The sequence below is a fragment of the Wolbachia endosymbiont (group A) of Oxytorus armatus genome (genome assembly GCF_964027005.1).
Lineage (GTDB): Bacteria > Pseudomonadota > Alphaproteobacteria > Rickettsiales > Anaplasmataceae > Wolbachia > Wolbachia pipientis.
This window is the reverse complement of record NZ_OZ034719.1, coordinates 189,705-216,238: the sequence shown is the minus strand read 5'-3', so window position 1 is coordinate 216,238 and position 26,534 is coordinate 189,705. Positions and strand designations below refer to the sequence as shown.

The window sequence follows — 26,534 nt, the reverse complement described above, 5'->3', positions numbered from 1 at the left end:
TGTTAAAATACTTGAGTTTACCCTATTTCCCTCTTTATTAATTCTACTTTTATCTGTTTTCTAATCCATAACTGGGGTTTTTGGTACTCAAGCAAATATAAAAGATTTTTATTCTATTAAAAAAAATTTAATTTTTATTAAAATTTTCATTTATTTTTATTTAAAAAGTAAACATTATTAATATTTACTTTAATTAATATAGGATATATATGAATACAAAAATATTTGAGATGTTAATAAGGAGAACTGGTCTACGCAGAGATAGCAAAGCTGAGATCATACAGTTAAATAGAAATGAAAAAGCTTTTGTAGATGAGGATAAAGAATCTATCGAATTAGCTGAGGCCATTTTTGAAGAGAATAATATGTTTCATTTCCGCAAACCAGGTCCTGCTATGGATTACATTTTGCACAAATTAATAAATGATAGGAAGCTTTTCGAGGAAATGAAAGATAGAGGTACAAGTATAATACGTCTTTTTTCTTTGTTATCAATGTATCATGGTCGTCTCAATTGCTGTGTTATAAGAAAAGGAGGGTGTATTACTGAGTGTGGCATACTTGATTACGCTGGCACCTATCCAGAACTAGTGCCTTTAGAGGACTTTATACTTATTGAGCCTTGCTCGTACCTCGAGTACACTGTGCTTGATAATGATAACATCAGAAATAGGTTAGCTAGAGACTTGACTGAAGACAAAACAAAATTAGATATTTTCGTAAATGGAATTTTAGCAATAAAGAGCTCGGATTTAGTATTATCTTGTATTAACAAGATAGAGGTTCTTAATGAGGAAGATAGATATTTTGTTAATCGCTTACAGAAAAACAACATGCTAGACTACATCTTAAACAAAGATGATACAACACTTGCAAAATCAACTCTAAAGGAGTTGTTGAAGCTTTCTATTTTGCAGGAAGAAAAAAGCACTGAGTTAGAATCTCCCCAAGCTTCAAGTGTAAATGTTAGCAAAGCTCAGCAACATTGTAGTATAGCATTTCTCATAATAGTCCGAACAGGTCATAGGAAGGCAGAATCAACAGCACGACGAAAGGATTCGAATAGAGGAATGTTTTTCCTGGCTCTGTTTTTTATAGCAAACCAATGATGCTCAATTTTGTTGAAATCTGGAGAATAAGGCGGCAGATACAAAATTTCTGCACCAACCCCTTTAGCAAGCTCGATAATCTTATCAGACTTATGAAAAGTAGCATTGTCAAGAATGACAGTCTGTCCAGGTTCCAAGATCGGTGTCAAAAATTGCTCAAACCATCCATTAAAAACATCCATATTACAGTGGCCTTCAAAGGTTAACGGAACAACTATCTTTCTTCCACTTAAGGCTGCAACCATACTGATTCGTTGAGTTTTCTTTCCAGATTTTAAGGCATAAAACCGCTGTCCTTTCTGGCAATATCCGTAGGGGGTAGTCTTCGGTGTTATCAATGCCAGACTCATCTATATACACTAAGTTTTTAGGTTCTTTTGTCGCTATAATTTTCAAAAATTCAGCACGTTTTTCTTCGTTTCTTTCCTTGTATCCATATGTCTTTTTTTGCGCGTAAATCCAATTTTTTTAAGGGCTCGATAGATCGTTTGGATACTAACGTTGTTCCAAAGTTTAGCCATTTCCGATAGAGTCTTTCCTCCGTGTTCTCTGGCAAATTTGGCAAAGGTATCCCAGTCGGTGATTTTGTGATTGTAACCCCCATTTCCAAGTTTTTTTGATTGAAAGTCTCCTGTTTCTTTTCTTCTTTGCTGCCACTCCCATAAAGTAGTTCGTCCAATCTTAAATCTTGCTGCCACTGTTTCTCTGCTTTCTCCTTCGTCTAGCGCTTCCATTGCTTTTTTTCTTAAATCATAACTATATGCTGCTGGCATTCAACCTCCTTATCATCATCTACCCTTATCCTATCACATCCGGACTTTTATGGAAAGAGATATAAATGCAAAATAGATCCCAGTGTCAGCTACTCGGATGACAAAAAAAGGAGCACTGGGATGACACCATTTGTTGTATTTAACAAAGTTCGTACTTAGCTTCATGTTAGCTATAAACATTAAGAAATTTACCAAGCGAAAAAAAGGCAAAAGAAGCCCCAGCTAATATCTATTTTAGAACATTGGCGTTTTTTAAGTCTTAAACACTGCAATTTAGCTGCTTTTAAATGCAACTCACTAGTTTAAATGTTTAAGAAATTTACTAAGCAGAAAAAAAGGCAAAAGAAACCCCGTGTTAGCTAGTTGTCACTCCCTAATCCTGCAAATTGGCGTACTATACTGTCTTAAACGACTTATAAGCGCGTTTCAGCTTGTGTAGGTAAAAACCTAGAAATATTGTGAAGACATAAGGTGCACATAGTGCAAAAAATTAAAAATAAGACGCCAACTACGTTGTTTTCTTGCTGTTTAATCTGCACAGATGAAGATAACTGAATACCTTCAGTTTCATGATAAGGGGGCTGGCGGAGTTTGTCAAGTAAGTTTTTTCGTTTCTAACGGTTGTTGCCAAAAACTATGCAAGAAGTCTATTGACAGGTGATTAAATTATAATGTAGCCTATCGCCGTATATCCGGGGGTGGGTTGTTGTGAGGCTTTTTCACTTTTTATTCTTGTTAATGTGTTTTTCTCTGTATTACTATGCGGGTTTTATATTTTCGCCCTGCCCAAAAGCTACGGTTTGCTTTTCACCTGGAGAAGATTGTGCTATGCCGATAATCAGCGTAATAGATCAGTCTAAAAAATCTATCTTAGTTCAAGAATATACATTTACTCTTGGAACAATTGCAAAATCTTTGATCAATGCTAAAGAACGTGGCGTTGATGTTAAAGTCATCTTAGATAAATCGCAACTCTACTCAAAATATAGTGTTATAAATGAATTATTTTCAGGTGGAGTACCAGTTTGGATCGATGATAAGCCAAAAATTGCTCATAACAAGATAATGATTGTTGATAATCAAAAAGTTATCACAGGGTCGTTTAACCTTAGTAAGACAGCTAAAAAAGGAAATGCTGAAAATTTATTAATTATTACAGATTATCCTGAATTGATTCAGCAGTATGTGAAAAACTGGGAGGCACGAATGTCACAATCTTACAAATACGCTCCCAACTAATCGAGAGCGCTTGCTCAAAATCAGTTTTAAAAACAGCAAGGGAGAGCTTTTTTGATTGATTGGCATAATGATTATGATATAATGAACTAAAAATTTAAGGAATAAAGTAATGGATTATATAAATGATGCTGCCGGTAGCTACACTGCTATTCATGATTTTTTTCAAAACAACGGTGTTGGAGATTACAAAGTTCAATGCAATTATGGTGGGGTGCCGTATGCTACTGATGAGTACGTGCATTCTGGCGATAAATTTTGGAGTAATAATTTCATAGACTCACATTTTGGCAGGGAAATAAAAATGTATCCTCAAAGTGAACTTTTAGCTAAAGAATATGCTGGAAATACGTTGCCAGTTTCAATATCACTAGATAAGGATTTAATAAAAATGAAGGAATGTCAGAAAAAAACGAAATTTGTGGAACTAGAAAGGGAGTCAGGTGATTTAGTGCATGATAAGCAAAAGTATGTAAAGTGTTACACAACAAAGCTATCATATGATGATGTACATATTTACAATAACGATAAAGTTTCAACATTTAGCATAAAATACGACGTGCCAAATGATCCGAAATACAGTTTAAATATAACATTTACAAAGGTTAATGATAATAAACCAGGATTTTGGCAGAAATTTAAAAATATGTTTTAACGTGACCATTCACTGGTTTTTACTCAATCAACCAACAACAGTTAATATCAAATTTTTATAATTAAAAAATATGCTATTTTTTAAAACTTTCATTCTCCTTGACTCTGTCAACTTCACAAAACAACTCTTGGACCAAATGTATCTGGCATAACACCTTTTGGTAACTTGCTACTTCTTTTTTTCCGCATCTCCGACAACAGCCATTGATATTCCACTACATAAGGCTTGATTTTTGGTAGATCAACTTTTTTATGAATAATACTATGCTTCTCCTTAAATTGACCATTTACCCTAAACGCTATTAGCTTCCTTAAAATTTACATTAATGCCTATTTTGCCTAAACTGAAGCGTCTTTTCCAATTTTTTCTAGCATCAACTCAGCAGCTTTTTGTTCAGCAATCTTTTTACTAGAAGCGCATGCAGAAACTTTACCATAATCTTCTATGCAAACTGATATAGTAAATTCAGGATTGTGCGCTGGTCCAGTTTGTTTTACAAGCTCATACTCTGGTAAAGGCAATTTGTTTTTCTGAGTCCACTCTTGCAGTGAGGTTTTAGGATCTTGAGGGGGGTCAAGCATGCCTTTAGCTAGCTTTTCCCAATATTGGATAATAAATTTTTCAACATTTTCAAGCCCGCCATCAATATAAATTGCACCTATTAGTGCTTCAAGCGAGTTTTCTAAATTTTTTAAGTTACATCTCCCTCCATTGCAGCGTTCACTATTATTCATGATGATAAAGCTGCCTAATTTTATTTCTTTAGCAACATTAGCAATGGTGTTGCCACAAACTAAATCCGTCTTTCTTTTTGCCAATGCTCCTTCTTTTTCTTCAGGAAATAGTTTAAACAGTGTGGCAGATACAACCATATTCAAAACACTATCGCCCAAAAACTCTAGTCTTTCGTAGCTTACAATCTGGTTTTTGCTATTCCTTTTATTTACGCTTGGGTGAGTTAGTGCCTCTTCTAATATTGCATAATTTGTAAATTTATAATCAATGATCTTAGATATTGCATCATTCAAACTCCTCATACCAATTATTTAAAAGAAAAGCACTTTCTACCACCTTTATACCAGAGAATTAGTTTTATTTTATTAAAATAATACCACCAACTTCCAAAATTAATGTATACAACCCACCACCTCACTAATGTTACTAAATCCATCTCTCCTTATTAGTTCTGCAAGTTCTAGATTAATTTTGTTTACAACTTGAGGTCCGTGGTATATGAGAGCAGTGTACAACTGCACCAAAGAAGCTCCTGCCTTTATTTTTTTATATGCATCAGCACCACTTGAGATTCCTCCGCACCCTATCAATAATATTTTGCCCTTAGTAAATTTGTACATATCGCCCAATAACTCGGTTGAAAGTTTAAACAGCGGTTTGCCACTCAACCCACCACTCTCATTATGGTGAGAATGCAGATTATCTCTACTTACCGTAGTGTTGCTTACTGTTAATCCGTCAATCTTATATTCCAACGCAAGCTCAGCGATATTTTCTTTCGTTTGCTGATCTACATCTGGTGAGATTTTTAATATTATTGGTATGGATTTAGAATTATCAATTGATTTTCGGGTTAGAGTTACGGATTTCAACAATTCCGATAATTCTTGCTTATTGTGCAGATTGCGTAAATTAGGCGTGTTTGGGGATGAGATGTTCAGCACTATATAATTGCTCTTTCCATATACTATCTTTATTAAGTCAACATAATCGCTGATTTGGTCCTTTGATGTACTGTTTTTTCCTATGTTGATGCCAAAAATGCAGTCATCAAGCTTGGTTTCACCTATTTGTTTAAGAAAATAGTCTATTCCTTTATTGTTAAATCCCAATCTGTTAATTACCCCTTGATCTTTAATTAACCGAAAAATTCTTGGCTTTTTGTTTCCATATTGTGGATTACGAGTTACAGTACCAGTTTCAATAAACCCAAAACCAAATGAGAGCATAGGCCTTATAACTTCTGCATTCTTGTCAAAACCTGCAGCCAGACCTATGGGGCTTCTGAGCTTATTACCAAAAAAATTCACACTCAAAGATTCTGGTAGCTCTATAGGATTCTTATAAGGCATTTTCTTTAATGCCATAATTGCCAAAGAGTGAGCAACTTCGGGCGATAGTAAAAATAGTAAATTACGTTTGTAAAACACTTTGCTTATTTTTAGTTTATTTTTTACCATGAAACGCTATAAGAGTATAACCATAACTTGAAAAGAAATTGATTTTACTATGGACAAGCTTTCTCTATAGGTTACACACTTAAAGCTACTGTTAACTTTTACAAGATATAGAGAATGAAAGAGGCCGGGACCGGAATTGAACCGGTATAAAAGGATTTGCAGTCCTCCGCATAAGCCATTCTGCCACCCAGCCGTTTTTTATGTGTAGATATCCATTATATCTTTTAGCATAGATAAAGCCTCCTCCCTTTTGCGTTGAAAAGTGTTACGTCCAATGATTGAACCATTACCGCCACCCTGCTTAATTTCTTTCGCTTCATTGTATATGTTATCTACTTCCTTCGATTCACCACCAGAAAAAACTACTATTCTTTTCCCTGCAAAACAAGACCTTTTAACATATTCAATTCTTTTAGATAATGATTCAATATTTTCTGTTTCTATTTTCTCCCTTTCCAAATATTTAGTTGGAAGTTTTACTTTTATTATATTAGCGCCAAGCAAAGCTGCTATGTGTGCAGCATAGGCAATAACATCAACTGCTGTTTCACCTTCTTTGGAAATCCCTTCACCGCGTGGATAAGACCATAGCACTACTGCAAGCCCGTAAGATTTGGCTTCAGCTATGATTCCACGGGCTTCCTCCATCATATCGAAACACTTAGCAGAACCAGGATATATAGTAAATCCGACAGCTAAGCAGCCCAAACGCAGCGCATCTTTCACAGAAGAGGTTATTGCCTGATCAGAGGTTAGATCCTTTGAATGTAAAGAGTTGGAACTATTAAGTTTCAAAATAAGTGGGAGCATTCCAGCATAAGTTGCAGCACCAGCTTCAATCATACCAAGTGGAGCAGCATATGCACTTACTCCCGAATCAACCGCAAGCTGAAAATGATAATGTGGGTCATAAGCATCAGGGTTAACTTCAAAACTTTTAATTGGACCATGCTCAAATCCTTGATCTACTGGCAGAATCACTAACTTGCCAGTGCCGCCAAGCTTTCCATGCATGAGAATACGAGTAAGATTTGCTTTTACCCCAGGGTTTTCACTTTCGTAGTAGCTTAGGACTTGTTTTACTTTATCACTTATCACTATAATTCAAATTGAATTTAAGTTATAGATTGTAACAAAGATGAAGTTCAATACAAGGATTTTAAACTATATCAAAAGCAATTTTATTTTCTACTTTATTCATATAGACTCTTAATTTCTTTCCTTTTATTAATTTACGATTCAGTATTTCTTCCGCTAAGTAACTTTTTATCTCTTTTTCAATAAGTCTCTCTATCGGACGTGCTCCCATTTCCTTACTATAACCTGTTTGTGCAAGATAAGATTTCACTTCATCTTCTACCAAGCAGTTTATGCCTTTTTGCGTCAGCTGCTTTTTCAGTTCCTGAATAAATTTATCTACAATATGCAGAATTATATCCGCATTTAAGTCAGAAAAAGAAATAATCGCATCAAGACGATTACGAAATTCAGGGCTAAAAACCTGTTCTATCGCTTTTTCACTATCACCAGTGTTAAATTTTTTATGCCCAAAGCCAACAAAACTTTTGCTGCGTTCAGCTGCTCCTGCATTAGTTGTCATAATTAAGATTATATTGGAAAAGTTAACTTTACGTCCGTAAGTGTCTGTAACGCAACCATAATCCATAATTTGTAGCAATATATTATAGATATCGCTATGAGCCTTTTCAATTTCATCAAGCAGCACAACACTATATTGATTATTAGATACAGACTCTGTGAGTAATCCACCCTGATCATAACCTACATATCCAGGAGGAGAACCAATCATCCTTGATATCGTATGAGACTCAATATATTCGGACATATCAAAGCGTATAAGATTCATGCCCATGCTTTCTGCTAATTGTTTTGCTAGCTCGGTTTTACCAACACCGGTTGGCCCTGCAAAAAGATAATTTGCTAAAGGCTTATTGTAATTTCTCAACCCAGATTTAGCAATTTTAATAGAATTAACAAGAGATTCTATTGCCTGCTCTTGGCCAAAAATCACCTTCTCTAGATTAGCTTTTAAAGACTTTACTTTCTGCAAATCATCAGATTCAGATCCGCAAGGCACATTTGTAATTCTAGTAATGGTATTCTTAATATCTCTACTATTTACAATTTTACCCCTGTTTCTTAGCAATTTACAATATGCCCCTGCCTCATCAATAACATCAACCGCTTTATCAGGTAATATTCGCCCAGTAATATACTTATGCGAAAGTTCAGCCGCAGACCTAATGGCATTCTTTGTATAATATACTCCATGATACCCTTCATAGTAGTGCTTTATACCATCTAGTATCTTTATCGTTTCGTTAACAGAAGATTCCTTAACATTAATTTTTTGAAACCTCCTCGCTAATGCTTTATCTTTTTCAAAACTATTGCTGTATTCTCTATATGTAGTTGCACCTATACAACGCAGTGTACCTCTTGCAAGCGCAGGTTTGAGTAGGTTACCTGCATCAAGAAAGCTACCACTTGTAGAACCTGCTCCAATGATAGTGTGTATTTCGTCAATAAAAAGGATAGCACCTGGTTTTGCCTCAATCGCTTTTATTATAGATTTTATTCTCTCTTCAAAATCACCTCTATAGCGTGTCCCTGCAAGGAGTGACCCTAAATCCAAAGCATAAATTATACTGGACTTGAGCGCACTTGGAACACTGTTTTCAATGATTTTGAGTACCAAACCCTCAACTATTGTGGTTTTGCCAACACCTGGATCTCCAACATATAAAGGGTTGTTTTTTCTACGCCTCAATAATATTTCTATAGTGCGATTTAATTCATAATCACGACCAATAACATAATCTATTTTTTTGCTTCTTGCATAGTCATTTAAATTTTTACAATAACTTTGTAGAATTTCCTCATCTTTTAGTAGCTCACCTTTATTTACTGTAGTAGGAGCATCATTATTTTTATCAAGTTTTACTTTATGATTAGTGGTGTATTCATCTATATCGTTAGAGTATTTCATGTTAGATATGTGGTAAATCAAATTGGAATCTTTCGCACTTTGTTTCTGCAATAGATCTTCAACGTATAAATCTTGCCCAGACAAAATTTCTACTAGAACACTTGCTCCATTTATTTCTTTTTTCCCCAAGCTATGAGCCCGTATTATTGCTCTGTGTATTATGCATTGAAACATTGAGCTAGGTTTAACTCCACTGATAATCAATTCAGAACTGCTTTGTAAAAACCCTTTTATATTATTATTATAATCATTAGCCTTAATATTGCATCTTGATAGAATGTTATCCATACTGATGATTTCATCGGCTCTGATATTACATCTTGATAAAACGTAATTTACATCCACGTCTTTAGTTAACGCCAGCAATAAATGTTCTACTTTCGCATATTTAAGATTAAAATTAGAAGCAATGAATAGTGCTCTATTCAAACTTGCCTCTAAGTTTTTGGAAATCATCTCCTATTCTCTTTAAAAGTGGGAACTCATATATAATGAATAGCACACAATTATTAAAAAAATTGAAATCCAGCAGTTCGCTGTAGCCAATTTGAATCCCACTCTGGATCTACGTCATAGCACCGCAATATCTCAGCATAGATTCCGCTAATGAGTAGCGGAATGACGAGTTTTACGCTTATCAAATTGTAGGTAAATCCTATTTAATACGCTTTTTCTAGTACTCTGCTTTTCTTCTTAAATGCATTGATCTTTTTTCTACCGTATTTAGTCTTTAACGTACTTGGCCTTTTAAAGACCTTTTTGCTGTTACGTTTTTTAAATTGCACACTACAATCAAAATTTAGCTCTCCTTCTTTGTCTGCCAGTGCAGGCAGTCTTCTCTTATCTTGAGGTGTAACAAAAGATAGCGCATACCCTTCAGCTCCAGCGCGTGCAGTTCTACCTATACGATGAATATAGTCAGCTTGCGATTGTGGTGCATCATAATTGATAACATGTTGAATGTGGGGAATATCAAGGCCGCGAGAAGCAACATCTGTTGCAACCATGATTTGATTACGGCCACGACGAAAAGAATTAATGACCCTTTCGCGCTTGTGCTGCCTTAAATCACCATGAATTGCTAAAGCGCTATAGTCATCTTTGTGCAATCTGTTAGCTAGCTGATCCGCTCCTCGCTTTGTTTTGACAAAGATAATGATTGATCCTTCGCGCTGACATAGTTGTGTAACAAGCTTTTCATATTTTTCTGATTCTGATGCATAAACAATTTCTTGCTTAATTTTTACAGAAGTTGTAACCTCACAATCAACAGAAATACGTTCTGGTCGATTAAGGTACTTCTCAGCAAGTTTTACTATATCTCCAGGAAGAGTTGCAGAAAACATAAGAGTTTGCCTTATTTTAGGCAAATGCTTCATAATTTCTTCAATCTGAACTCCAAAGCCCATATCAAACATACGATCCGTTTCATCAAGCACAAGAACGCTAACATTGCGAGTAATCAAAGTTTTACGCTCAATATGGTCTATAATACGACCAGGAGTACCTATTACAATTTGTGGTTTTTTCTGAAGCTGATTTAGCTGCCTAAAAATAGGCTCACCACCAATCAACAAAGCGACCCTTAGTGCAGAATTTTGAGATAAGAGTTTTCTTATCTCATTTGTTACCTGATGCGCAAGCTCTCTGGTTGGCACGATGACTAAAGCTGAACCAGTGTTAGGCTCATTCAGCAACTTAGCAACCAACGGAATAGCAAATGCTAAAGTTTTTCCAGTCCCCGTTTGAGCAGATCCGAGAATATCTTTACCTTGTAGCGCTAAGGGAATCGCTTGTATTTGAATCGGAGTTGGGACGAAAAGATTATTTTTATCTAGAGCTTGTCTAAGCGAAGCTGGTAGACCCATCTCATGAAAATTATTCACAATACGTTAATCCTGTTAAAAGACTTCATAATAGATTAATCTTCCAATCTTAAATTTATTGCAGATTTTTTATCTTCTCCGTTTCTACCGCGCTCCTCTTTAACCTCATAACTCACCCTTTCTCCTTTTATTCCCTTCTCTTTATTCTCTCCTTTAAGTGCCTCAGGTCTTATTCCCGAACGTTCCAATGTGCTAATATGTACAAAAACGTCACCCCCTTTACCTTCTGGCTTGATGAAACCATAGCCTTTTTCGGCATTAAACCATTTTACATTACCAAATTCCATTTAAACAACTCCTAAATTATTAACTAACATTACTAATGTGATGAAAAACTTTGAAATTACGATTGAGAATGCTTTAAGCTTAGCTATTGAAACTAAACCTTTATACTCCATAGTCTATTCTTAACATTACATGACAATAATACACAATTGTTGTACTTGATGCAAATAAATTTTTTAATCGTTAAGCGAACCTGCAACCGTCATTTCGCTAACTTTAATCGTTGGTGAATTAAATTGCCCACAAAAAGTTAGATCATCTGCAACGACTAAATTGCTAAACATATCCTTCAAATTGCTAGCAATGGTAATCTCATGTATTGGATACGTTATTTTTCCATTTTCTATAAAAAATCCGGAAGCGCCTTGGCTGTAATCGCCATTGATTAAATTGACACCAAAACCAAATAAATCAGTTACATATATTCCCTCTTTCACTTCCTGAATTAATTCTTCAAACGATACATCACCATTCTCAATGTAGAGGTTACTAGCTGCAGGAATAACTGCAGCATTACTTGCACGAGTTGCACTTCCGGTTGTTTCTGAGTCTAATTTTCTAGCCGAGTATAAGTCTAAAATCCAATTTTGTAATATTCCGTTTTTTACAAATATATTTTTCTTGCTAGTTATCCCTTCTCCATCAAATGGTCTCGATGCTATGCCTCTTGGCAACAATGGATCATCGATAATATTAATTCTATCGTTGAAAATCTGAGCGTTTAAACTACCCCTCAAGAAAGAACTGTTGCTTATAATACTGCTCCCATTTATAGCAGAAGCAAAACTTTTTACTAGCCCTTTTGCTGCTCTTTTTTCAAAAATAACTGGAAATTTACCAGTTTTCATTGTACGTGAATTCAATTGATCAACTGCTCTTTTTGCTGCTTCTTTTCCTATTAACTCTGGCAACTTTAAATCACTAAAATTACATGCTATATCATAATCGTAACCAACCTTCATTTCACTTTCTCTTCCAGCAACAACAGAGACCTGATTAGCAAAGGTTGATTTACTAAACGAGCCAATAAAACCAGAAACAGTCGATAATACTGTATTCACTAAAGCGTATGAAGAAGAGGCTCCTTCAGAATTAGTGATACTCTTATGTGCAAGGGCTGAATTTTCTGCAGCTTCAGCAATTTCTTTTAGGTTATCAACGGTTACAACATTATTATCTGAGATACTTAAATCTGCAGAAGAGATATAATTACTACCATTTACAGCAAAATTAATGCAAGGATCTTCTGGCGCATTCTTTGCCATTTCTACCACTTGGCTTACTGTATCACTCAGATTATTCAAATCGTTTGTAGAAATATACGCAGCTTTGTTTTTACCTGCTATAGCTCTGATTCCTACAGTGCAATTTTTAGATTGTGATATTTGCTCAATTTTTGATAGACGCTGAGAAACTGAAGTCTTATTAGTTTCATATATTGTAACTTCCGCATCTTGATTTTGCTTTTTTATTAGTTTAGTAATATCTGCTGCAATATTTAATATATTCATTTTCTATTCCTTAGATTTCTATAAAGATTCTGCACCACCTATAACTTCAATTAAATCAGTCGTAATCGCTGCTTGACGAGAACGATTATAAAGCAATGCTAATTTGTTCAGTATCTCTTTAGTGTTTCTGTTTGCTGATTCCATAGCAACCATTCTAGCACTATTCTCACTCGTTGCACTTTCAAGTAAAGCAGAGTAAAGAGCAATTACAACGTAATCTTGAACTAAAGATTTTAAAATAAATTCAATATTTTGTGGTTCATACTCATAGCCGTAATCTGTTGTTGGACCAGCCAGAGAGCTATCAATCAAGGATGAGTCTTTACTCCATGGTTTTATTGTTTCCAACATTGGTTTTTGCGTGAAGGTATTATAGAATTTACTATAAAAAACTTTAACTTTATCGTATTTACTTAAATCTATACCATCAACCAAAGCTTCTACGTGCTTTAACGTGATTCCCTTACTATTTTCAATTTTTAAGATACTTTTAGAGTCAAATCTATTTTTACCTACATCAAAAGCTTTTTTACCAAGAAATACAATATCTACTTTTTTGCCATTTGCGATTGACTTATTTACACGCTCTTGACTAAATTTGACAATAGAAGAGTTAAAGTTGCCGCACAAGCCACGATCAGACGCAATAATGAATACTAGGTAAGAACCGTCGTTACTGACATTTAGAATTTTTGCCAGTAATTCTTGATCAACTGATAGCATTAATGAAAAAATAATGTTATGCAGCTTAGATACATATAATTTTAAATTTAATAACTTCTTTTGGCTTTGTAACAACTTTGCTGCAGAAACCATTTGCATTATTTTCGTGGTTTTCTGTACAGACCTAATATTCTTAATTGTTAAGGATAATTCCTTTAAGCTCTTCATTTTGTATACAACCCTGATTTATTAAAATATATAACTGTTAGTGTCTAAAAGCAAGTTTTTTTGACATTAAAACCAAGTCTAGCTAAGAAACTTGCAGGTTTATTGTTTGGAGATAAGGATTATATTAAGAAAGTGCTCTAACTTCAGCAATATCAATGTGAAAGTAGCCTAATGGTAATTTCTACACTTTGTGGAATTTTATAATATATAATAAACACAATTAAAACTATTACAACTTGAACACTTATGATCCCATTGTTCTAGTTCCCTGTTACAATTTTTACATTTCCAGCCTGGATCAGGCAAAGCTTCTGAGACCATCTTGTTTAGCCAATAAATTACCTTGTCGTGTTCTTGCAATGTAACCTTGAGTTGTATTACAATAAAGTAGATTGACATGTAATTAGCTTTTTTCATAGCAGTGTCTAAATATTGACTTGCAAGATCATATTTACCTGAACTCATTGAGGACAAAGCAAGTAAACAGTAACTAAAATAATAATCAGGGCGTAAGTTGTATAGTCTTTCAGCACCTTTACTATTTAAATTGATGTACATTTTAGCTGACTGAGGAGTAGGATTTACTGTATACTCTGCCTCTAGCACTGCAGAAACTTTTCTGATTTTTCCAAGTTTAATATATAATTCTGCCTTTAAATAATTGATGGGCTGAAAAATTGCACTATAACGTTGTGCTCTAAATAAAGACTTTATAGCCTCCTTAAAATTTCCTTTACTTTCATATTGCTTTGCTAAAGCGCAATAAAACACTGCAAACATTTCTTTATGATCAAAGGGGAGAAAAATATTGGACTTAACTGCTTCCTTCAACCTCAAAATTGCATTAATCCAATCTTCTTTCAATATGCAATGCTCTATTTGAAAGGGAATAGATAGCATTTTATCGTTAATTGAACTAGAGCAATATTCTATAAATTTTTGAAAGACTACTTTTTCTTGTTTGAGGTGGACAATCAGCTTATTGGCTAGAAGTAGAGCTAAGTTACGATTTTTATTTGCAATATTTGTTAAACCGTTACTGAAAAAGCTGTAATTTCCCGTCTTACCTGAGTTAAAGAGCTTTATTAAAGATAACCTATCGCTCTCCTCACTCAGACTTTTAACTAGCTTTTGGGCATTCTCTATATTGTCTAAGTCTATGCTAAAGAAAGCTTCAAAGAGAAGCAATTCTTCCCTATCCCTTCTTCTATTTCTTATGTTGGCAAATGTTGATGAAATGGAGGAAAAAAAGCGTACAAGTGTAATTAATAAAAATAATAAAACTACACAATTAAAAATAATGAAATATAGATCAATACTTATAGTGTAATTGCCTAATTCCAATTTTATTACTTCACCACTTACCTTGACCCATATACCAAATAAAAACGAAAAAGCGAAAATTATAAAATAAATCATGAGATATATTGTAATAAGTGATGATATATTGTTGAAATATTCTTAGAAGCTACAATAAAACCATTCAGTTTATTAAGCCATGGCTTGAATTCTGGGTATGTTAAATCGCCTATTGTAGTAGCTATGCTCTGCCAATCATTATCGTTTATTGACTCCTCAACTTCCGCAAATTTTACTCTTAATGGGTCATTTCGGTCGTCTACCTTTATCCAGTTTGAAATGATTTTTTTAGACAATGTACTTTTGTTGTAATAGATAGTATCAATAGTTTTTTCAAAAGATAACTTCAATTCGTGTAAGGTATTTATCTCTTTCAAATTTTCTAATTCATCTACTGCATTTTCTATCTCTGGATCGTCAAGCTCTGATATCAAAGGCTTTATTGAATTTATATGGTTATCAAATTTTGCTTCTCGCAATAACGAATTCTTCATTTTAATCACAAGTAACAGCAATTTTGCAAGGTTCTTACATCTTGAATTATTATCACCTTGCTCACACTGAGCATGCTGACTTCTCTTTAAGTCAAATATCCTTTTTTCCATTCTAGATTGATTAACTTCAAGCAACATTTTCAATTCATCTATGTTTTCCGTCAAAACTTTTATACTATCATCGCTTTCTTGTTGATTCATTTTTAAAAAGATTATGTTATTTATTGTGATGTAACTGGTAAATAACAATACAATTAAGAACCAACCTATGTACTTTTGCTGAGTATCATTCATAACGTAGTATCTCTGCAGGATCTTGTGCAGCTGCCTGCAACGCAGGAGCAATTGTCGCTAAAAATGATAAGAGTAACGCAAGTGCAGAAATATTTACTACGTCTTGGGGTACTAATATCACTGGCAAACTTGAAAAAAAGTATATCATAGGATCAAACAGCTTGACGTTAGTAATGTTTTCTAAAAACACTCTAATGCTTTCGATATTGAGAGAAAAAACGACACCTATAATACAGCCAAGACAAGTTCCCGTAAAACCGATTAATAGACCACAAGCGCAAAATATACGCATAATGCTTCCACTTGTTGCACCAAATGTACGCATAATTGCAATCGCGGATTTCTTTTCTTGCACTATCATCATTAAATTTGAGATAATATTAAACGCTGCTACAACTATAATCAAAGTGAGAATTAAAAACATCACATTTCTTTCAGTTTTTAAAGCACTAAAATAATGGCTTTGCTGTGATTGCCAACTTTCAGCTTCCATTCCTATTTCTTTTTCTATAGTATCTGCCAGCTTATCAGCTCTAGTAACGTCGTCTACAAGTACTTCTATATTTTTTATGCTATTTTTATAATTAAAAAAGGCTTGTGCTGATTTTAGAGGCATATATATCAAGGTATTATCATACTCAAACATACCCATATCAAATATTGCTATAACTTTATATTTTTTCATTCGCGGCATTTCACCAAGTAATGCATCAAATTCTTCAGATGATATAAACGTAATTTCGTCGCCATAGTCAATGTTCAAAACTTCTGCTAAGCGTGCTCCTATTATTATCCCTTCATCAAATTTTTTTACATCACCTATAATTACATTATTTGTAACGGCAGTACTATCAAGCAAATCTTTAGTTGACACACCTCGCACTACGCTACCTGCAATTTTACCATTTGCTACAATAATAACTTGATCATTGGTCATAGGAGTAGCTTTTAATATACCAGGAATTCTCTCAATAGATTTTGAAACTGCGTAGTAATCTGAATTTATGTTCCTATCAAAATAAACGTTAATATGGCCATCAATGCCAAGTATTGAGTCAAGCAACTTTGCTCTGAATCCGTTCATCACAGACATCACCACTATTAGTGTTGCAACTCCAAGGGCAATGCCGATAATAGAGAACAAAGTCATTATAGAGCAAAATCTGGCATTTCTTGCTCGCAAATAGCAAGCAGCCATAGTAATTTCAAAGGCAATGGACATTACAAAATATTTTGAGGTTAGACATTATATTTTTGAAACTTCGTATAATTGTAGACTTTTCTTTATTTAAAAACTAGAGATTTTTGCTTCCTTAAATTTAGCAGACTTATAGAGTATCTTTAACATTAGAATTTCAAAATCTTCCATATACATCCTCCAACCTCACTATATCATTATCAGATAAATGCTCTCCTATCTGAAATTCAACTATTTCAAGTGGAGAGCTTGTGCTTTTATAACATAGAAAAAATCAAGAATATTATTGGGTTTATTCAATAAGTTATAATTCTTTCCTTCCATAATTTTCAAATTGTACAACTAGTTGCTTTACATTTACATCTGTGAGAAGAGCATTTTTGCTAACATGAGGTCTCGGATCAGATTTTGCTGATAAGGGATTCATCTGAGATATTTCATCCCTCATTGGAAATAAGCGAGATTGGGAAGCAACTTTTGGTGATGGCCTAGTTTTTTTCTCCACATCTATATTCACTTGTGCAACAGGAGGGGTCCTGCTTTCAATAGTTTGCGCATTAGGACTTTCTTTTGCTTGATTTTGTTTGAATTTTTTTCTTATCTCTTGTACTTTAATATCGATATTATAATTAATTTCTTTTTCCATAGAAGATACTACCATTTCTAGCTTTGTGCTTGATTTTTGATCAGTATGACCTAACTTTTTAAGTTTTAGTGGTAATTCAGGTTTATCTTTAGTTGATTTAGGAACAGTTCCTACTACTTTTGGTTTTTGTCTAACTTCTTGACCAGCAGTAAACATTTTTTTTGGCAATGGGGGTGCTATTGATGGTTTTGGCAATATTGGAGGTTTAGATTGTTGTTTTTGTTTAAGTTCTCTTTTTGCTTCCATATGTTCTTTAGGAACTGTTACATAAATTAGCTCTTCTCTAGGCGATTTTGAACTTTGTGAATTTTCTGTTAAAATTTTACTCTTCTTCTCTTGATAATTTGATATCTCTTTGTATCCAGGCTTTTCATCTAATGAATTTCCATGGCCTGAATCATTATAATTAACTTCTACTTGTCTATCTTCTTTTAGAAAACTGCGTTCTGGCTTTTCTGGAGCTATTGCAATATTTCCTCTTTCAACTTGCTCCAAACCTGAAATTTTACGATAAGCCTCTAGATATTCAAAGATTGTCATTGAAGTAGGAGGAGGTAATTTATCAATAAAACTACTTATATTCTTAACTGGAACATTTCTTCCCGAGATTCTATTCAATATTTCCTTTAATATCTTAAGACCTGATGGCTTTCCATTCATCGATTTTACATAATCAATTGAGTCGCTACGTATAACAAACTTAGCTACATCTTCTGCCTTATCTGTAAAACGCTTTAATGCCTGAGATAAATCCCTTACCGTTTTATTATAATGTCTAATAGTTACTAACTCATCTCTTGCTTTTATAGCTTCTTTAAGGAAACCGAGATTTTCTCTATAATTGTCACTTTTAAATGGATCCTTCATATTAATTACAACTCATTATTTATTAAAATATGGGTATAGGTTTAAAATATTAAGATTTAGTAAATATTATTTTTTACATAAAGCAGCTATACCCATATTATAAATTGCCAACAAATGCATTTATGGCGTTACCATATTCTTCCATATACATCATCCAATCTCACTATATCATTATCAGATAAATGCTCTCCTATCTGAAATTCAACTATTTCAAGTGGAAAGCTTGTGCTTCTATTTTCAATCCTATGGGAAACTTCCCTTGGGATTTCTATCATATGGTCCTTTGCTATAGCATATTCTTTGTCTTCTAAACTAACATATCCAACTCCTGATAGCACTATATGGTATTCATCTCTATAGTGATGGAATTGCTTAGAAGTGCAGCTTAATGGATTGATAAAAAGATATTTTATAAGAAAATTTTCGCTCATTAAAATTATACTACAAAATTCCCATGGTTTAACTTCTTTCCTTATCACCTTTACTTTCTTAACTTTATGAATAAATGAAATTAGACTTTTGTTTGGTTGCTTACAAGCTCCACTCAATAAATTTTTATTACTTTCTGTCGTTGAAACTGGTTCTTTTTCTCTAATCACATGCTGAAATGATGCCGGTTCTTTACTAAACTTCTCACTCAATTCTAAAACTGAATTCCAAGTTCCAACATCCAACCAATCGAAATTAGCTTCTATCATTGCAACGTTTTTTGCTTTCTCCATCACCAAGTAATCAATGGATATGCCTTCAATTCCTGCAAAATCTCGTTGTTTTAAATACAGAAATCTCTCTTGCGGTGTGAAATATTTAAAACATAAATTGTAAAGATTCGGGGCAGATTTTTTAATCTCATCTATGTAGCGTTTTGCTTTAAACACAAATATTCCAGAGTTCCAATAATGATCGTTACTTAACTTACGCTCGGGCTTTTCTGTAAAATCTTTCACTATATGACATTTTTCTTTCTGATCATATACTGCATTTATATAGCCGTATTCAGAATTGAATTCATGAGGCTTAACCCCAAAAGTGACTATAGAGTTAGTTTCAGAGGCTAACTTAGACGCTTTTTGAGTAGAAGCATAAAAACTATTCAAATCACCTATAAAATGGTCTGAAGGCAGAATTAACATTGTCTCGTTTTCATTGCAGAGAAGTGCAGCAATTAATATTGCCGCTGCTGTTCCAATTTTCACTGGTTCGAAAATCACTTTATATTCTTGCAGTGCATGCAATTCCTCCATCACTAATGACTCGTACTGTATATTTGTAGCAATTATGGGCGGCATATAATCGCTTTTTAGCCTCAACAAAGTGTTGTGAAACATAGTGTTCTGACTAAATATTTTCTGAAATTGCTTTGGCTTAGATAAAGGCCAAAGTCTGCTACCACTACCACCACACAATATTACAGGGCGCATTTAGTTAAGATATTAATTATTTAATTAATATCTTATACTGAGGGCAAAATACATGCAAGTTTTTGTTGTGGAATAGTTAATAAAGAAAGTAAATGTTGATTTAAAGTAATTGCTAATGAGAGTGATCATGTGTAGCGCCTTGCCCTTGCTGTGAATTTCTTCTATTTTGTAATTCCTCAACATGACCTTTTCTTTTATCACTTAATATTTCATTACCCTTATTTTGTTCTTCCTCAGGACTCTTTAGTATTTCATTACTCTTGCTAACTTCTTTATCATCCCCTTGTTTCTTTGGCCTTCTAGCGTTAAGCTCATCCCATGTGCCCACTAGTGAATCACGATTCCCATGATCCGGCTTTAGCCTTTCTTCACCTTTAATAACATTAAAGTCACTTTTTGCTTCTTCCAAACATCCTTTCAGTTGGTGTTTCCACATGGTGTAGTAAGCATCACCATATTTTTTCTCATTTGCTACAAACAATAAAATTGGAGCCTTAAGTATGGTAGCTCCCATATCCATTAAATTTTTTACTGCCATTGCAGGAGTAAATAAAAGATAACCAAAAGACTTTGCAATTGGGTTTTGTTCGCTTATTAAATGCTCCCCTAACTTTATAGGAAGAGAAGTCAACAATTTAGTACAAACTTTAGCTAAACTTGTAACAAAAACGATAGGAACAGATATAAGACTTTTATCTAGCTCTAGATTACCATTCTGATCTCTAATTTCTGAAAAATGGGTGCTTAGCTTCTTGTAATCACTAGTGTATAATAATTCTCCATTTCTTCCTTTTTCATCAACAACTTCCTGAACTTTACCTTCTTTATTTTTTACCTCTTTAGTTAGCACAGAAGAATTAGTTAATTCAAATGGATATTGAGGATCCTTAGTTTTTTCAGCTTCAAAAATTGGCACGTGTTTTTTCAAATCCATTCTCGAAAAGCCTAATGGCTCAAAATATGACTTATGCAACTCATTTATCGGAATTTGCTTACCCTGATTGTCTATATAATTGATAGTAAAATAAGATCTATCATTATCTTTATCTTTGGTAACTAAAGATAATCTGAAACTTGGTTGTTCTCCATTCTCATCTTTTTGACCATACAAAAGTTTATAGGTTGGATTTTTATCTTTATCTAGTATAGCATTTCCATGCATATCCCTGTTTTCTATGATTTTAGCAGACTGTACAATTTGATCATAATTTTTTGGATACTGGCATTTCCTTCCATCATACATCATTACCTTTCTAAGGTCTTCGACGTAAACTTGAGATTCAGGTGAAGTAAGCAGACCTTTTGCTTTAAGTGTAAGATCTATTGCTCCCTTTTTTAATGCTTCAAACATATTGTCAAACCAAAATCGCTATAATGCTATAGTTCAATAATAAAACTAGTACACTAATAATATATTAACACAGCACCGGTGATTTTACAAGAAAATATGCCTGTAGAAGATAAAGATTGTAAAAGCGAGGGTTATATAAGTAATGCTTGATAAGTACTTTATGCATGTAATTGTAAAAATCCTCAAAGGTACGCTGTGTATATAATCTTCGCATACTACCTGCATTCCAAGAACTGCGTGCCAAAAAATGCAAAACAACAATACAACAAAAAATAAAAGCTCTAAAGGGTGATTAATAAATTTTTCACTAAAAGACAAAGAGCTATCAGTATAAAATGTGCAAGAAAATGAATAGATAAACCAAGGAAACAGGAACAGTAAAATTACCGCAGAAACACGCTGAACCCACCAATGATGTACTGAATTTCCAGATTGACTCATATAAACATAAATAAAAAAGCCATAATAGAAAGAAGTAGCGTTACTGTCAGCAGTATAGCACTCCTTGAAACGCCAGTAATTTCTAAATTAAGCCCAGCATCCCACAATAAATGACGAATACCATTAAGAAAATGATATACAAAACTTATAAAACATAAGACATAAGCTAATTTAGCAACAGGAGTGAATAATAATGCATTTAAGTACCTTACTATAAGTAACTCAGGAAAGTAAACATGTAATATGAAATACCAAGAAAGTATCATTAATAAAAGGAATAGCAAGATACCAGTCAATCTATGCATAATAGAGAAAAAACTAGTAACTTGTACTTTATATATTTGTAAATGTGGAGAAAGAGGTCTATCACTCATAAAATTCCGTTATCGGGAAATTAAAATAAAGTAGAAGTAAAGACAGCAGTATAGCACATAACAACACCATCATTAAAAATGGTAAGTTATGTGCAAAGCCTAAGGAGGTAATCCAGCTGCAGATTCCCCTACTGCTACCTTGTTACGACTTCACCCCAGTCACCGATCCCACTTTAAATAACTCCCTCCTTGCGGTTAGGTCGTTAGCTTCGAGTGAAACCAATTCCCATGGCGTGACGGGCAGTGTGTACAAGACCCGAGAACGTATTCACCGTGGCGTGCTGATCCACGATTACTAGCGATTCCAACTTCATGCACTCGAGTTGCAGAGTACAATCCGAACTGAGATGGCTTTTAAGGGATTGGCTTAGCCTCGCGACTTTGCAGCCCATTGTAGCCACCATTGTAGCACGTGTGTAGCCCACTCCATAAGGGCCATGATGACTTGACATCATCCCCACCTTCCTCCAGTTTATCACTGACAGTTTCCTTAAAGTCCCCAGCATTACCTGATGGTAACTAAGGATGAGGGTTGCGCTCGTTGCGGGACTTAACCCAACATCTCACGACACGAGCTGACGACAGCCATGCAACACCTGTGTGAAACCCGGCCGAACCGACCCTATCCCTTCGAATAGGTATAATTTCCATGTCAAGGAGTGGTAAGGTTTTTCGCGTTGCATCGAATTAAACCACATGCTCCACCGCTTGTGCGGGTCCCCGTCAATTCCTTTGAGTTTTAATCTTGCGACCGTAGTCCCCAGGCGGAATGTTTAACGCGTTAGCTGTAATACAGAAAGTAAAACTTCCCATATTTAACATTCATCGTTTACAGCGTGGACTACCAGGGTATCTAATCCTGTTTGCTCCCCACGCCTTCGCGCCTCAGCGTCAGATTTGAACCAGATAGACGCCTTCGCCACTGGTGTTCCTCCTAATATTTACGAATTTCACCTCTACACTAGGAATTCCTCTATCCTCTTTCAATCTCTAGATTAGCAGTTTTAAAAGCAATTCCAAGGTTGAGCCTTGGGATTTCACTTTTAACTTACTAATCCGCCTACGCGCCCTTTACGCCCAATAATTCCGAATAACGCTAGCCCTCTCCGTATTACCGCGGCTGCTGGCACGGAGTTAGCCAGGACTTCTTCTGTGAGTACCGTCATTATCTTCCTCACTAAAAGAGCTTTACAACCCAAAGGCCTTCTTCACTCATGCGGCATGGCTGGATCAGGCTTTCGCCCATTGTCCAATATTCCCCACTGCTGCCTCCCGTAGGAGTCTGGACCGTATCTCAGTTCCAGTGTGGCTGATCATCCTCTCAGATCAGCTATAGATCATTGCCTTGGTAGGCTATTACTCCACCAACTAGCTAATCTAATATAGGCTCATCTAATAGCAATAAATTTTTCCCCCGTAGGGCGTATACGGTATTAGTTGCCGTTTCCAACAATTATTCCGTACTACTAGGTAGATTCCTATACATTACTCACCCGTCTGCCACTAAGTTATACTATAGCAAGCTACAATATAACTCCGTTCGACTTGCATGTGTTAGGCCTGCCGCCAGCGTTCATTCTGAGCCAGGATCAAACTCTCAAATTTAGACTTCAACCTATAAAAGGTTGAGGGTACATCGGATAAATCCGACAAAAAATAATTTAGCTTAATACTGCTGTCTTTATTTCTACTTTAGAAATATTTTAATCTCCAACTATTCAAACAACTTTGAGAATATTATTATGTGATATAATCACTATGTCAATATGTTTTTGCAAATCAAAAGCATTAATGTATAAATATATAACTATTTGGAATATTACCATGAAAAAATACATCTTTCTGCTTGCACTCGCGCCAATGTTAGTTGGCATCACATTATACTTATTGCGCAACATTGATAACACAAAACAATCTATAACTGCAGGTGACAAGTTTTACGAAGTATTATTCTTAAAAAAAGATAATAAGCCGCTGCTAGAAGAAATAGATTCAAATTGGGAGTATTTAGCAAATTTTGAACGCGCATTCAATCATATCTCAGATTCAATGCCAACAGACACAGCATCTATTTATAATGATTTGGCAGATGATAAAGATGCTCCTAATGTTTTGCGTGAGTTAGCACAATATTTAGAAGTAATGAGCTTACTTCACTCCAACGGTGAAAAAATAAATAAAGATAAAATTGATAATTTAGAATCAAGCACAGTGTATCCTTATTCAAGCCAAGAAGCTATTGCTGTAGTAAAGATACACAATAACGACGTTAAGGGTGCAACTGAAATATTGCGTTCCCTATTAAATGATAGAAAATGCCCTATCCTAATCAAAGCTAATGCACAAGAATTACTCAGGATATATGGGAGTTAACTCATTGGACTTTTTGCATAGCTTTTGGCAGCGCATCGGATGAAACGAAAAAACTTACTTGACACCCTTCGCCAGCGCCCTTATCATGATAGTGAAGCTATTGTATTTGCTTTCGCCAATCTGCAGATTAAAAGGTAAGGATTACTTAATGTATCGGCGTCTTATGTTCAATTTTTTGCAGTATATAGATACTGTATGTCTTTACAAAACTTCATCTACATCTAGATTTTTATCTAAATAAGCTGAACGCGCTTATAAAGCGTTACAAGACATCAAAAAATGCCAATACTCGACAGAGATAGTAAAAGACTAGCTAACTCGGGGATTCTTTGTCTTTTTTTCTGCTTAGTAAATTTCTTAAACATTTGCAGCGTAAGTTAGTTGCAATTAAAAGCGGCTGAATCTCGCTTGTCAAGCGTTTAAAACATAAAAAACGCCAATATTTTAAAGCGGATAATAACCCCAGGGCTTCTTTTGCCTTTTTTTTATTTGGTAAATTTCTTAACATTTGTAATTGCAATTTAAGAGACCATAAAGGGTCAGTGCTCCTTTTTCTGTCATCCCAGCGTTACGCGCTGGTTTCAACATTATATCATGAACTTTCTAAAATTCATTGAACTGTGCTTTCAAACGGTAGTGCCGGGGTGTGAGTATAACGATTATCAGTATGTAAAAGTCATAGCAGACAGGCTGGAAGCAGCGAGCGCTGGTGAAGTGAAACGAATAACATTCAATATGCCTCCGCGCTCGATGAAGTCCATGTGCATAAGCGTTGCGTGGCCCGCATGGATACTGGGAAACCAACCAACTGCGAGAATAATAGTTGCAAGTTATTCTCAGCGGCTCAGCGAAAAGCACTCGCTCGACACCAGGTGCGTGATGCAGTCTAGTTGGTATAGAGCGCTATTTCCAGAGATAGAACTATCCAAAGACCAGAATACAAAATATAAATTTCAAACAGTGCAGAGAGGATACAGAATCGCAACATCAGTTGGTGGAACACTAACTGGTGAAGGTGGTGATTTTATCATTGTGGACGATCCGCTCAGTTCTGCTCAAGCTTTGAGTGAAACGCTTAGAAAGCGTGCCACAAACTGGTTTGATCAGACTTTAGTAACCAGGCTGAACGATAGAAAAAAAGGAGTCATCGTTCTTGTAATGCACAGGCTACACCAGGAGGACTTAACTGGACACCTTCTCTCCAAGCCAAAAAACATATGGCATCATATTTGTTTGCCAATGATTTCTGAAAATAAGCAGGTTATTTATTCAATCAAAAAGCCAATACCTCCCGTTCCTATCATCCGAGTAGCTCAGCACTGTGCGACCAGGCGATTATATAATAAACCAGCGTCACCTGTAAGGATATTATATTCAAGAGAAGAAGGTCAGTTGTTATATCCCCTCGATGGAGGAAAAGAAGAAGTTGAGATAATAAAAGCTGAACTTGGGAGTTACGCTTTTGCTGCTCAATATCAACAAAACCCTCTGCCGCTTTCAAGTGGTATAATTAAACCAGAGTGGTTGAAACGCTATAAAAAATTTCCTGATAATCTCTCGCATATAACACAAAGTTGGGATACTGCGGTTTCAACAAGTAACATGAGCAACTTTAGTGTCTGCACCACCTGGGCAAAAATAGATAATAAATTCTATTTACTCGACGTATATCGCGCAAAGCTTGAGTATCCAAAGCTTAAAGAACAGGTTTTGTCACTAGCTGCAAGATGGACGCCACACGCAATTTTAATCGAAGCAAAAACAAGTGGTCAACAATTGGTGCAAGAGCTAAAGACAAACAGTGATTTACCGATTATTGAAATAGTGCCACATGATGACAAGCTCACTCGATTCCACCGGATTGCTCCGATGATAGAGTCTGGCAAGGTTTTTCTGCCACATCAAGCAGTATGGCTGAACGATTTTGAGTATGAGATTTTAATGTTTCCTGAAACTCGACACGATGATCAAGTAGATAGTACCGTGCAATATCTCCAGTGGGTGAGAAACAGTACCTCCAGGGTTGCAGCTATACGAGCATTGTGATTTAAGAGCAATTTCCACAAGGGAGGATGTCATCCCAGCGCTCCTTTTTTTGTCATGCAAGTAGCTGACACTGGAATCTAGCTTCTCGTTGCTGCTGCGATCATATACTATTGTAATGA

The 26,534-nt window shown here is 35.0% G+C and carries 23 protein-coding genes, 1 tRNA gene and 1 rRNA gene; 5 read left to right on the top strand and 20 right to left on the bottom strand.

All coding sequences use genetic code 11. The features are described 5' to 3' along the window. The first annotated feature begins 209 nt into the window (after nucleotides 1-209). The gene (locus tag AAGD79_RS01130) at nucleotides 210-1,109 is read left to right on the top strand and encodes a hypothetical protein (protein ID WP_341811448.1); all 900 of its coding nucleotides are present in this window, start codon (nucleotides 210-212) and stop codon (nucleotides 1,107-1,109) included. On the opposite strand, the gene AAGD79_RS01125 is transcribed toward AAGD79_RS01130, so the two are convergent. Further along, entirely contained in the window at nucleotides 1,022-1,459 is a 438-nt protein-coding gene (locus tag AAGD79_RS01125; RefSeq protein ID WP_341811146.1) for an IS630 family transposase, read from the bottom strand. The genes AAGD79_RS01130 and AAGD79_RS01125 overlap by 88 nt on opposite strands. Nucleotides 1,460-1,501: 42 nt before the next feature. Continuing rightward, nucleotides 1,502-1,882, bottom strand: coding sequence for a helix-turn-helix domain-containing protein (locus tag AAGD79_RS01120; RefSeq protein WP_007549224.1), 381 nt, complete (start codon nucleotides 1,880-1,882; stop codon nucleotides 1,502-1,504). Nucleotides 1,883-2,590: 708 nt separating this feature from the next. On the opposite strand from AAGD79_RS01120, the gene AAGD79_RS01115 reads away from it, so the two are divergent. After that, nucleotides 2,591-3,121, top strand: a complete 531-nt coding sequence (locus AAGD79_RS01115; protein ID WP_265025859.1) for a phospholipase D family protein — start codon at nucleotides 2,591-2,593, stop codon at nucleotides 3,119-3,121. A gap of 109 nt (nucleotides 3,122-3,230) precedes the next feature. Further along, entirely contained in the window at nucleotides 3,231-3,773 is a 543-nt protein-coding gene (locus AAGD79_RS01110) for a hypothetical protein (protein WP_006279913.1), read from the top strand. 338 nt (nucleotides 3,774-4,111) lie between these two features. Here AAGD79_RS01110 and rnc read toward each other — a convergent pair whose 3' ends face one another. The 18 genes from rnc to AAGD79_RS01015 form a co-directional block, all read right to left on the bottom strand. Further along, nucleotides 4,112-4,810 (bottom strand): ribonuclease III, encoded by a 699-nt coding sequence (rnc, locus tag AAGD79_RS01100; RefSeq protein WP_341811447.1) that lies wholly within the window; start codon nucleotides 4,808-4,810, stop codon nucleotides 4,112-4,114. A gap of 90 nt (nucleotides 4,811-4,900) precedes the next feature. After that, nucleotides 4,901-5,968 (bottom strand): quinone-dependent dihydroorotate dehydrogenase, encoded by a 1,068-nt coding sequence (locus tag AAGD79_RS01095; protein WP_341811446.1) that lies wholly within the window; start codon nucleotides 5,966-5,968, stop codon nucleotides 4,901-4,903. A 121-nt stretch (nucleotides 5,969-6,089) separates the two neighbouring features. Next, nucleotides 6,090-6,161 (bottom strand) — tRNA-Cys (locus AAGD79_RS01090). 5 nt (nucleotides 6,162-6,166) lie between these two features. Continuing rightward, nucleotides 6,167-7,063, bottom strand: a complete 897-nt coding sequence (locus AAGD79_RS01085; protein ID WP_209473361.1) for a class I fructose-bisphosphate aldolase — start codon at nucleotides 7,061-7,063, stop codon at nucleotides 6,167-6,169. Between the two features lie 64 nt (nucleotides 7,064-7,127). Then, entirely contained in the window at nucleotides 7,128-9,434 is a 2,307-nt protein-coding gene (locus tag AAGD79_RS01080; RefSeq protein ID WP_341811445.1) for an AAA family ATPase, read from the bottom strand. 203 nt (nucleotides 9,435-9,637) lie between these two features. Next, nucleotides 9,638-10,864 carry a DEAD/DEAH box helicase gene (locus AAGD79_RS01075; protein ID WP_038199603.1) on the bottom strand — a complete coding sequence of 409 codons (1,227 nt, stop codon included), beginning with the start codon at nucleotides 10,862-10,864 and terminating at the stop codon, nucleotides 9,638-9,640. A gap of 35 nt (nucleotides 10,865-10,899) precedes the next feature. After that, a complete protein-coding gene (locus AAGD79_RS01070; RefSeq protein WP_006279919.1) occupies nucleotides 10,900-11,151 on the bottom strand; it encodes a cold-shock protein in 252 nt (83 codons plus the stop codon). 174 nt (nucleotides 11,152-11,325) lie between these two features. Then, nucleotides 11,326-12,660, bottom strand: coding sequence for a TldD/PmbA family protein (locus AAGD79_RS01065; RefSeq protein WP_341811444.1), 1,335 nt, complete (start codon nucleotides 12,658-12,660; stop codon nucleotides 11,326-11,328). Between the two features lie 18 nt (nucleotides 12,661-12,678). Beyond that, a complete protein-coding gene (gene atpG, locus AAGD79_RS01060) occupies nucleotides 12,679-13,551 on the bottom strand; it encodes an ATP synthase F1 subunit gamma (protein ID WP_341811443.1) in 873 nt (290 codons plus the stop codon). A 198-nt stretch (nucleotides 13,552-13,749) separates the two neighbouring features. Continuing rightward, complete coding sequence (locus AAGD79_RS01055; protein WP_341811442.1) at nucleotides 13,750-14,970, bottom strand: heme biosynthesis protein HemY; 1,221 nt, start codon at nucleotides 14,968-14,970, stop codon at nucleotides 13,750-13,752. Further along, the gene (locus tag AAGD79_RS01050; protein ID WP_341811441.1) at nucleotides 14,967-15,698 is read right to left on the bottom strand and encodes a hypothetical protein; all 732 of its coding nucleotides are present in this window, start codon (nucleotides 15,696-15,698) and stop codon (nucleotides 14,967-14,969) included. Before AAGD79_RS01050 ends, AAGD79_RS01055 begins: the two co-directional genes overlap by 4 nt. Then, nucleotides 15,691-16,920 (bottom strand): lipoprotein-releasing ABC transporter permease subunit, encoded by a 1,230-nt coding sequence (locus tag AAGD79_RS01045; protein ID WP_341811440.1) that lies wholly within the window; start codon nucleotides 16,918-16,920, stop codon nucleotides 15,691-15,693. The genes AAGD79_RS01050 and AAGD79_RS01045 overlap by 8 nt, the downstream gene beginning before the upstream one ends. Nucleotides 16,921-17,200: 280 nt before the next feature. After that, nucleotides 17,201-18,409, bottom strand: coding sequence for a hypothetical protein (locus AAGD79_RS01040; RefSeq protein WP_070357004.1), 1,209 nt, complete (start codon nucleotides 18,407-18,409; stop codon nucleotides 17,201-17,203). 128 nt (nucleotides 18,410-18,537) lie between these two features. After that, entirely contained in the window at nucleotides 18,538-19,830 is a 1,293-nt protein-coding gene (locus tag AAGD79_RS01035; protein ID WP_341811439.1) for a sugar phosphate nucleotidyltransferase, read from the bottom strand. Nucleotides 19,831-19,942: 112 nt separating this feature from the next. Then, nucleotides 19,943-21,181, bottom strand: coding sequence for a hypothetical protein (locus AAGD79_RS01030; RefSeq protein ID WP_341811438.1), 1,239 nt, complete (start codon nucleotides 21,179-21,181; stop codon nucleotides 19,943-19,945). A gap of 84 nt (nucleotides 21,182-21,265) precedes the next feature. Continuing rightward, nucleotides 21,266-21,622 carry a succinate dehydrogenase, hydrophobic membrane anchor protein gene (sdhD, locus tag AAGD79_RS01025; protein ID WP_010963113.1) on the bottom strand — a complete coding sequence of 119 codons (357 nt, stop codon included), beginning with the start codon at nucleotides 21,620-21,622 and terminating at the stop codon, nucleotides 21,266-21,268. Continuing rightward, nucleotides 21,619-21,996: a succinate dehydrogenase, cytochrome b556 subunit gene (gene sdhC, locus AAGD79_RS01020; protein WP_341811437.1), complete on the bottom strand. Its 378-nt coding sequence runs from the start codon at nucleotides 21,994-21,996 to the stop codon at nucleotides 21,619-21,621. Before sdhC ends, sdhD begins: the two co-directional genes overlap by 4 nt. Before the next feature lie 100 nt (nucleotides 21,997-22,096). Beyond that, a 16S ribosomal RNA gene (locus AAGD79_RS01015) occupies nucleotides 22,097-23,601 on the bottom strand. Between the two features lie 153 nt (nucleotides 23,602-23,754). Here AAGD79_RS01015 and AAGD79_RS01010 point away from each other — a divergent pair. Both AAGD79_RS01010 and terL read left to right on the top strand, forming a co-directional pair. Then, nucleotides 23,755-24,369 carry a hypothetical protein gene (locus tag AAGD79_RS01010; RefSeq protein ID WP_155969120.1) on the top strand — a complete coding sequence of 205 codons (615 nt, stop codon included), beginning with the start codon at nucleotides 23,755-23,757 and terminating at the stop codon, nucleotides 24,367-24,369. Between the two features lie 594 nt (nucleotides 24,370-24,963). Continuing rightward, nucleotides 24,964-26,415, top strand: a complete 1,452-nt coding sequence (gene terL / locus AAGD79_RS01005; protein ID WP_341811193.1) for a phage terminase large subunit — start codon at nucleotides 24,964-24,966, stop codon at nucleotides 26,413-26,415. Nucleotides 26,416-26,534: the final 119 nt, after the last annotated feature.